Origin of the sequence: Kitasatospora sp. NPDC089509 (assembly GCF_044749365.1) — a bacterium.
Classification (GTDB): Bacteria; Actinomycetota; Actinomycetes; order Streptomycetales; family Streptomycetaceae; genus Kitasatospora.
The window spans coordinates 669,191-677,828 of sequence record NZ_JBIVHS010000002.1 but is presented as its reverse complement, the minus strand read 5'-3'; the positions used below and the strand labels follow the sequence as shown (position 1 = coordinate 677,828).

The following is an 8,638-nucleotide window of genomic DNA, read 5'->3' as shown; positions in this document are numbered from 1 at the left end:
TTTTTATTAATTGTGGCGTGGGGGGCGTTCGCGCCCCGGTCCTTTGGGGCGCCGCCCCGGGTCCCCAAAACAACTTCTCACCCCCCCCCCCCCCCCCGGGGCGGGCCCCCCCCCCCCCCCGGCGCCCCCCGTCCGGCTCAGCCCTTCGGGCCCCGGTTCCGCCGGGCCCGGCGACGGCGCCACAGGGCGATCGGCACGACGCCCGCCACCGCGAACGCGCCCGGCGCCGAGGGCGCCTCCAGGGGGCTGCCCGCGGCCCTGGAGGGCACCTTGTCGAAGGTGTCCGGGACGGGCAGGGTGGACCAGTCCGAGATCGGCCACGCCACCACGAACGCCCGGCCGACCACGTTGTCCACCGGCACGAAGCCGTCCCCGGTGAGGTTGTGGTGCGGGCGGGAGTCCCGGGAGTTGTTGCGGTGGTCGCCCATCACCCAGAGCTTGCCCTTGGGCACGGTGACGGTGCCGACCGGGTCGTTGTCACAGGGCGTCGACCCAGGGAAGATGTACGGCTCGTCCAGCACGGCGCCGTTCACCTTCACCGGGCTGCCCGCGTTGCACTCGACGGTGTCCCCGCCGACCGCGATGACCCGCTTGATCAGGTCCTTCTCGTCCGCCGAGGGCATCAGACCGACGGTGCTCAGCGCCTTCTGGACGGTGCCCATGAATCCGCCGGAAGCCGTCGGGGTGTCCTCCAGCCAGCCGCCCGGATCACGGAACACCACCACCTCGCCGCGCTCCGGCTCGGCGCCGAACCAGGGGGTGAGCTTGTCGACCAGCACCCGGTCGCCGATCTGCAGGGTGTTCTGCATCGACCCGGAGGGGATCGAGAAGGCCTGGACGAAGAAGGTCTTGATGCCGAGCGACAGCAGCAGGGCGATCACCAGCAGGATCGGCAGCTCCTGCCAGAACGGGCGCTTCTTGCGCGCGGGCTTCTTCTCGACGCTCTCCGCGCTCGCGGCCGTCCCGGCGGACTCCGTGGACCCCGCAGACTCCGTGGACCCGGCGGACTCCGTGGACCCCGTGGTCCCGTCGGATCCGCCGCTCTCGCCGGACTCCGTGCTCTGCTGCACACTCATATGATCGGCCCCTCCCGACGGCCTGGTGGGGGGGCTCTGAGCGGAGACCCCCTGACAGGGAACGAACCTACCGAACAGAGGTTCCCGGGCGCGCCCTGATGTGGATCCGTTCGCCCTGCGGGCCGAACAGGCTGAGGAACTCCACCGGCTGCGGACCGGCGTTGCCGAAGGCGTGCGGGGTCCGGGTGTCGAACTCGGCGGCCTCACCGGCCGTCAGCTCCAGGTCGTGCGGGCCGAGCACCAGCCGCAGCCGTCCGGACAGCACGTACAGCCACTCGTAGCCCTCGTGGACCTTCAACTCCAGGTCCGCCCCGCTGTTCCGGCCGGGCGGCACGATGTGCTTGTACGCGTGCAGACCGCCCAGGTGGCGGGTGAGCGGGACGACGGTCTGACCGTTCCTGGTGACCGGGCGGGGGTGGATCCGCGGGTCCCCGGTGGCCGGGGCGCCGACCAGTTCGTCCAGCTGCACCCGGTACTCCCGGGCCAGCGGCAGCAGCAGTTCCAGGGTCGGCTTGCGCTGGCCGGACTCCAGCCGGGACAGCGTGCTGAGCGAGATGCCGGTGGCGGCGGCCAGCTTGGCGAGCGTGGTGCCGCGCTCGCGGCGCAGGGCCCGCAGCCGGGGACCCACCGTGGTGAGGACGTTCTCGAACTCTTCGTCGGCCATGCCTGCTATTCGCCGGGACGGCAAGGGGGGTTGTCAAACCGGCACACCGTGGACGGCCGTGCCTCCCCCCTCCGTGGCGAGCGGCAGGGCCCGGTGGCGATCCGCCGATCGCCACCGGGCCCTTGTCCTCGGCTTCCCGGATTCCCACCTTCCAGTCCTGGGCCGTCCGGTCCAGGTCTGTCCGGTCCCGGGAGCCCCGCTACCGGTACTCGCGCAGCCGGGGCCGCACCCCCAGCGCGACCAGCACCAGTGCCGCCGCCAGGACGACCGCCCCCAGGGCCGCCGTGGTGGAGTCGAGATCGCCGTCGGTCGACGCGAGCGCCCCGTCCATCGCCTTCTGGTTGACCGCGACGGTGTCGTCCATGGCCGCGCTCAACTGCCCGAACTCGTAGTTGGACTGGCCCTTGGCGAGCCCGGTGTTGAGCGTGATCGCGTCCTTGAGCTTCCCCTCGGCGCGCAGGTCGCGCATCTTGTGGTCGATCACCTGGTACTCCTGGAAGGCACCCAGGACCCGCTCGGCGGCGTCCTGTTCGCCGGGGAAGGTGATGTTGTGCAGCTCGCTGCCCAGGAAGCCGCCGAAGGGGACGACGGAGTGGTCCGCCCGGTGCCGGCCGACGGCGTCCTGCAGTTGGGCGGCGTAGCCCGACAGGGTCGCCCCGTCGAGGTGGACGATCGCCTGGCTCTGCTCCAGGTAGGCCTGCTCCCACACCGCGGCGCGCCCCGGGTCGATCAGGTAGCGGCTCTCGTCGGCGTTCATGTCGTAGGCGACGGCACGGGCCCGGCTGAGCGCGATCACCGAGTCGTAGGCGTCCTTCTTGGCGGTCACCAGGTGGTCGTCGGTGCGGCCCACCAGGTTCAGCCCGGCCACCAGCACCACCCCGGTCAGCAGGGTGACGGCCGCCAGCGCCGGGTTGACCACCCGGCGGTAGCGCACGGCCAGCGCGCGCTGGAGCCCGAACAGCACCGCGAGGGCGAGCACGCCGACGACGAACAGCCACCACCAGCCGGCGCCCAGGGCGTCGCGCTGCTGGGCGTAGGTCCGGTCGACGGTGGCCTCGTTGGCGGCGGTGACCTGGTCGGCGGCCGGCAGCAGCTGGTTGCGCAGCAGGTCGGAGGCCTGCCGGTAGGCGTCCAGGGCGGCCGGCGAGGGCTGGCCGGCCGGGGCCTTGGCCTGCTCCTCCAGCAGCTGGGAGCGGGCCACCAGCGCCTCGTAGCTGCCGAGCCGGCCGAGCACCAGCTGGACGGCGCGCTGCCCGGCCGGGTCGGCGGACCGGGCGGCCTGCTGGAGGTCGTTGTCGGCCTGGTTGCGGCGCTGCTCGTAGGTGTCCAGGGTCTGCTTGCGCAGTGTCGCGTAGTCCTGGTCGTCGCCGACCAGGAGGAGGTTGGCGGCCTGGGCGTCCATGTCGCTGAGCGCGAAGTAGAGGTCGGCGGCGCGGACGGCCTGCGGGGCCGCCTGGTGGCCGATGGTGTCGGTGCCGTCGCGGGCGCCGCCGAGGACGGCGGTGGCGGTGGCGCCCAGGCCGATCAGGGCGACCAGGCTCAGCGCGGTGAGGCCGCGGACCAGCCGCGGGGTGGTCCAGTACGAGCGGCTGCCGACCGTCCGCAGGCCCCGGCCGAGCCGGGCCAGGGAGCCGGGCGGGGCCGGCGAGCCGGGCGGGACGCCCGGTCCGGCCGGTGCGGGACCGTCGTCCCCGCCGGCGGCCTCCTCCTCCGAGGTGGCCGCCCTGCCCGCTGTCGAGGTGCTCATGACCGCACGCCCTTTCCCCCGTTGCCCGGCCCGCCGGGGTCCCCGCGGGGAACCTCCCGGTGGGAACCGAACACAGAACCGTTTCTCTCCGCCGCGCGACGCTAGTACCGCGTCACCTGCGCGGAGACGCTTCCTGACGGCTCCTTGACACCGTCGGTCGGGGTTGTTGACACTTCCTTAACGCGGGGGCGCGACAGGGTCGCCGAGGGGGCGCCTCAGAGCCAGTTGCGGCGCTTGAACACCAGGTACAGCCCGGTGCAGACCAGCGCCATCAGTCCGATCGCGAACGGATATCCGAAGGCCCACTTGAGCTCCGGCATGATCTCGAAGTTCATCCCGTAGACCGTGCCGATCAGGGTCGGCGCGAACAGGATGGCCGCCCAGGAGGAGATCTTCTTGATCTCGTCGTTCTGCGCGTGCCCCGCCTCGGCGAGCTGCTTCATCTCCTCGTTCTGCCGCTGCGAGACCAGCGTGGCGTTCACCGTCAGGATGTTCTGCAGCATCTGCCGGAAGCCGTCCACCCGCTCGGCCGCGTAGGTGGCGTGGTCGGCGACGTCCCGCAGGTAGCGCTGGAGCTCGTCGTCCGTGCCGTACTTGCCGAAGCCCGCCTCCAGGCCGCGCACGATCTCCAGCAGCGGCCGGGTGGCCCGCTGCAGCTCGATCACCTCGCGGGACAGCTCGTAGATCCGGCGGGAGACCTGCGGGTCGCCGCCGAACACCTCGGTCTCGATCTCGTCGATGTCGTGCTGCAGCCCGGCGATGACCGGTGCGTAGCCGTCCACCACGGCGTCCAGCACCGCGTAGAGGACGGCCTCCGGGCCGAGCGCCAGCAGCTCCGGGTCGGCCTCCAGCCGGCGGCGCACCGCGGACAGGTCCGGGGCCTGCGAGTGGCGGACGGTGAGGACGAAGTCGGGGCCGACGAACAGGTGGATCTCGCCGAAGTCCACCTCCTCCGCCTCGTCCAGGTACCGGGCGGCGCGCAGCACCACGAACAGGGTGTCGCCGTACCGTTCCAGCTTGGGCCGCTGGTGGGCCACGATGGCGTCCTCGACGGCCAGTTCGTGCAGGCCGAAGCGGTCCGCGGCCTCCAGCAGCTGCGCCTCGGCCGGGCGGAACAGCCCGATCCAGGCCATCGTGCCGGGCCGGTCGGGCAGTTCGCGGTAGAGGTCGGCGAGGTCGGCGGGCGCGTCCGTCCGACGGCCGTCCCGGTAGACCGCGGCGTCGACGACGGAACGTTCCAGCGCCACCGGTTCGGCCGGCTGCTCCGGGCGCGGGTCCATCGAGTGCTCGGGCGCCGACCGGGGGTCGACGGGCCGCCGCCCGGTCGACGGACGGGAGAACGGAAGCTTGCTCGCGCGCACGGCGCGCACTCGCCAGTCGGACATGACGGGGGAACCTCCACGACGGTTGCCCGGCCGCCACCGCTCACGGCACGGCGGGCCGGAGGCGCCCGGCCGGCCGCCACCCGCACGGCGCGACCGGCGGCGCCCCGTTGTCAGCGGGGTCGGTCCTGCGCGGGAGCCGTGAGGGAGGAGGAGTGCCGGGGGCCGCGAATCCTGCGGAACGACCGGGGGCGGGGCCGACTTCGACCCGGACTACTGCACTCCACGGCTCTCACCTCCTGGATTCCGCGCGCCCCGGGGGCGCCGACGCGACCCGGCCGATTTTAGTACCCGCACGACCGACCCCTCCCACCGGGGGCTCCCGGCCGCTCCGGACACGGCTCCCGCGCCCGCGCGCCGCCGCCTCCTCCCCGCCCTCGGCGCACCTCCTGCCCCCGACGCACCTCCCGGCGCAGCGACCGGCGCGAAGTCGCCCGGCGATCCCGAGGGGGCGTCAACCGGGCTTTCCGGTCGGCACGTTCATCCAACAGGGACGATTACGGACGGACGTCGTCACCACTACGCTACGTCGCATGACAATTTCGGACAGGGCCCCCGGGCGGGGCACGGCAGTGGTGATCGGCGGCGGACTGGCCGGCGTGACGGCGGCCTGGGCGCTGCGGGGCTTCGCCGAGCGGATCCTCGTGGTGGAGCGGGACCGCTACCCGACGGAGGCGGTGTTCCGGGCCGGGGTGCCCCAGGCGCGGCACGGCCACCTGGTGCTGGAGGCCGGTCACCGGGCGCTGGAGGAGCTGATGCCCGGCAGCAAGCAGGAGTTGGCGGCCGCGGGCGCGCACCAGGTGCTCACTTCGGGTGACCTCAAGTGGCTCGGCGCGGCCGGCTGGCTGGCCGACTACCCGGCGCAGATGTCCTTCCTCTCCTGCACCCGCCCGGTACTGGACAAGGTGGTGCTGGACCGGGTCCGCACCGAACCTTCGATCGAGTTCCTGGAGGGCACCGACGTGGTCGGCCTGCTCGGCTCCGCGCAGGCGGTGACCGGGGTCAAGGTCCGCGAGCGCGGCCCGGACCGGGCCGAAGTGCGGGAGATCCCCGCCGAGTTGGTGATCGACGCGGCCGGCCGCTCGACCTCCGTGCCGAAGTGGCTCGCCGAGCTGGGCTGCCGCCCGGCGCCCGAGGAGCGGGTGGACGCGGGCGTCGCGTACAGCTCCCGGCTGTTCCACCGCCCGGTCGGCTCCGACCGCGGCCACAAGGCCGTCTACCTGCAGACCAAGGCCCCCGGCGAGCCGCGGCTGGGCGTCCTGCTGCCGGTCGAGGGCGACCGCTGGATCGTCAGCCTGTCCGGGATGCGCGGCGCCGAGCCCGGGCCCGGCGAGGAGGGCTTCAACCGCCACCTGGCCCAGCTGCGCGACCCGCTCCTCCAGGAGATGGTGCGGGAGGCCGAACCGGCCGGCGAGGTGCGCGGCTTCCAGGCCGGCCCGGGCGTGCGCCGACACTACGAACGCAGCTGCCCCGAGGGCCTGGTGGCGGTCGGCGACGCCGCGAGCACCTTCAACCCGGTGTACGGGCAGGGCGTCACGGTGGCACTGTTCTGCGCCCAGGCGCTGCGCCGCACCGCGACCCGGCACGGCGGCATCGGGCACGCCACGGCCCGCGAGGCCCGGCGGGGCGTCACGGCGGCCTCCAAGGTCGCCTGGATGATGTCCAGCGCCGAGGACGTCCGCTTCCCCGCCACCACGGGCGGCCCCTCCGGTGCCGTGACCAGGCTCCAGCACCGCTACCTCGACAAGGTGTTCGCGGGCACCACCCGCGACCCGGTGGTCACGGCCGCCTTCCACGAGGTGCTGTCCCTGGTGGCGCCGCCGTCCCGGCTGTTCCACCCCACCGTGCTGGCCGCCGTCCTGCGCGGCTGACGGCGGCTGCGGGCCTGTACGGCCGGTCGACTCGGACGCGTCCGTCAATTCGGATGCGTCCGTTTCGCCCGACCGCTACCCTGGCCGACATGTCGACGCCCCGCATCTCCTAGCTGACGGACCCACTCCCACGCCACCCGTGTGTCCGCCAGCTGTTTCGGAGCGTCATCCCATGATCACCACCCGTGGTGTCGACCTGCGCGTCGGTGCCCGCCTGCTGCTGTCCGATGTCACCCTGCACATCGCCCCCGGCGACCGGATCGGCCTGGTCGGCCGCAACGGCGCCGGCAAGACCACCCTGCTCGCCGCCCTCGCCGGGCAGCTGCCGCCCGCCGCCGGCACCGTCACCCGGACCGGCCCGGTCGGCTACCTCCCGCAGGACTCCCGCGCCGCCGACCCGGCCGCCACCGTCACCGACCGCATCCTGTCCGCCCGCGGCCTGGACACGGCGGTCCGCGCGCTGCGCGCCGCCGAGCAGGCGATGGCCCGGGCCGGCTCCCCCGCCGAGGAACGCCGGGCGATGGCCGCCTACGCACGCGCCGACGACCGGTTCCAGTCCCGCGGCGGCTACGCGGCCGAGGCCGAGGCCGCCCGGGTCGCGGCCGGACTCGGGCTGCCCGCCCGGGTGATGGACTCCCCCGTCGGCACGCTCTCCGGCGGCCAGCGGCGCCGGGTCGAGCTGGCCCGGATCCTGTTCGCCGACCACGGCACCCTGCTGCTGGACGAGCCCACCAACCACCTGGACGCCGACTCGGTCGGCTGGCTGCGCGGCTTCCTGGCCGGCCACCAGGGCGGACTGGTGCTGATCAGCCACGACCTCGACCTGCTGGCGGAGACCGTCAACCGGGTCTTCCACCTGGACCCGCGGCGCGCCGCCGTCGACGTCCACAACACCGGCTGGCAGGCGTACCTGGCCCAGCGCGCGGCCGACGAGCGGCGCCGCACCCGGGAACGGGCGAACGCCGAACGCAAGGCAGCCGCGCTGCACGCCCAGGCCGACCGGATGCGGGCCAACGTCGCCACCGCGACCACCGCTCGCAGCATGGCCCGCCGCGCCGACCGGATGCTCGCCGAGCTGGAGCCCGTCCGGCAGGCCGAGCGCACCGCACGGATCCGGCTGCCCGAACCCGCGCCCTGCGGCCGGATGCCGCTCGGCGCGGTCGGCCTCACCAAGGCCTACGGCGGCCGGACCGTGCTCACCGGCCTGGACCTCGCCGTCGACCGCGGCAGCCGACTGGTCGTGCTCGGCCTCAACGGCGCGGGCAAGACCACCCTGCTGCGCATCCTGGCCGGCCACGAGCGGCCGGACTCCGGCCGGGTCGTCCCGGGCAGCGGTCTGCGGCTCGGCTACTTCGCCCAGGAGCACGACACCCTGGACCCGGCGCGCAGCGTCCGCGACAACCTGGCCGCGGCCGCGCCCGGGCTGACCGACGGCGAACTGCGCACCGTCCTCGGCGCGTTCCTGTTCCGGGGCGACGACGCGGACAAGCCGGCCGGGGTGCTGTCCGGCGGCGAGAAGACCCGGCTCGCCCTGGCCGCCCTGGTGCACTCCGGCGCCAACGTGCTGCTGCTGGACGAGCCGACCAACAACCTCGACCCGGCCTCCCGGGCCGAGGTGCTGGCCGCGGTCGGCGGCTACCCGGGCGCGATCGTGATGGTCACCCACGACCCGGGCGCCATCCGGGCGTTGCGCCCGGACCGCGTCCTGCTGCTGCCGGACGGCGACGAGGACCTCTGGCACGACGCGTACCTGGACCTGGTCGCCCGGGCCTGACACTCCCGGTCGCGGGGGGGGGGGGGGGGGCCGCGGGGGCGGGGCCCCCCCCCGCCCCCGGCCCCCCCCCGCGGGGGGCGGGGGCCAGATGAAGGAGGGGGGGGGGCGCGCCCAGGGCATACGA

6 protein-coding genes are annotated in these 8,638 nt (G+C 74.2%); 2 read left to right on the top strand and 4 right to left on the bottom strand.

Going from position 1 to position 8,638, the window contains the following annotated elements:
- Positions 1-137: 137 nt before the first annotated feature.
- The 4 genes from lepB to ACIP4P_RS06115 all read right to left on the bottom strand — a co-directional run bounded on the left by lepB (position 138) and on the right by ACIP4P_RS06115 (position 4,872).
- Positions 138-1,076 carry a signal peptidase I gene (gene lepB / locus ACIP4P_RS06130; protein WP_400915238.1) on the bottom strand — a complete coding sequence of 313 codons (939 nt, stop codon included), beginning with the start codon at positions 1,074-1,076 and terminating at the stop codon, positions 138-140.
- 67 nt (positions 1,077-1,143) lie between these two features.
- Positions 1,144-1,740 (bottom strand): helix-turn-helix domain-containing protein, encoded by a 597-nt coding sequence (locus ACIP4P_RS06125; RefSeq protein ID WP_400915236.1) that lies wholly within the window; start codon positions 1,738-1,740, stop codon positions 1,144-1,146.
- Between the two features lie 199 nt (positions 1,741-1,939).
- Complete coding sequence (locus ACIP4P_RS06120; protein WP_400915234.1) at positions 1,940-3,487, bottom strand: hypothetical protein; 1,548 nt, start codon at positions 3,485-3,487, stop codon at positions 1,940-1,942.
- A gap of 215 nt (positions 3,488-3,702) precedes the next feature.
- Positions 3,703-4,872 (bottom strand): magnesium and cobalt transport protein CorA, encoded by a 1,170-nt coding sequence (locus ACIP4P_RS06115; RefSeq protein ID WP_400915232.1) that lies wholly within the window; start codon positions 4,870-4,872, stop codon positions 3,703-3,705.
- A 530-nt stretch (positions 4,873-5,402) separates the two neighbouring features.
- Here ACIP4P_RS06115 and ACIP4P_RS06110 point away from each other — a divergent pair.
- Together ACIP4P_RS06110 and ACIP4P_RS06105 are read left to right on the top strand one after the other, a co-directional pair.
- The gene (locus ACIP4P_RS06110) at positions 5,403-6,740 is read left to right on the top strand and encodes an FAD-dependent monooxygenase (protein ID WP_400915229.1); all 1,338 of its coding nucleotides are present in this window, start codon (positions 5,403-5,405) and stop codon (positions 6,738-6,740) included.
- A 172-nt stretch (positions 6,741-6,912) separates the two neighbouring features.
- Positions 6,913-8,514, top strand: a complete 1,602-nt coding sequence (locus tag ACIP4P_RS06105; RefSeq protein WP_400915227.1) for an ABC-F family ATP-binding cassette domain-containing protein — start codon at positions 6,913-6,915, stop codon at positions 8,512-8,514.
- The last annotated feature ends 124 nt before the right edge of the window (positions 8,515-8,638 follow it).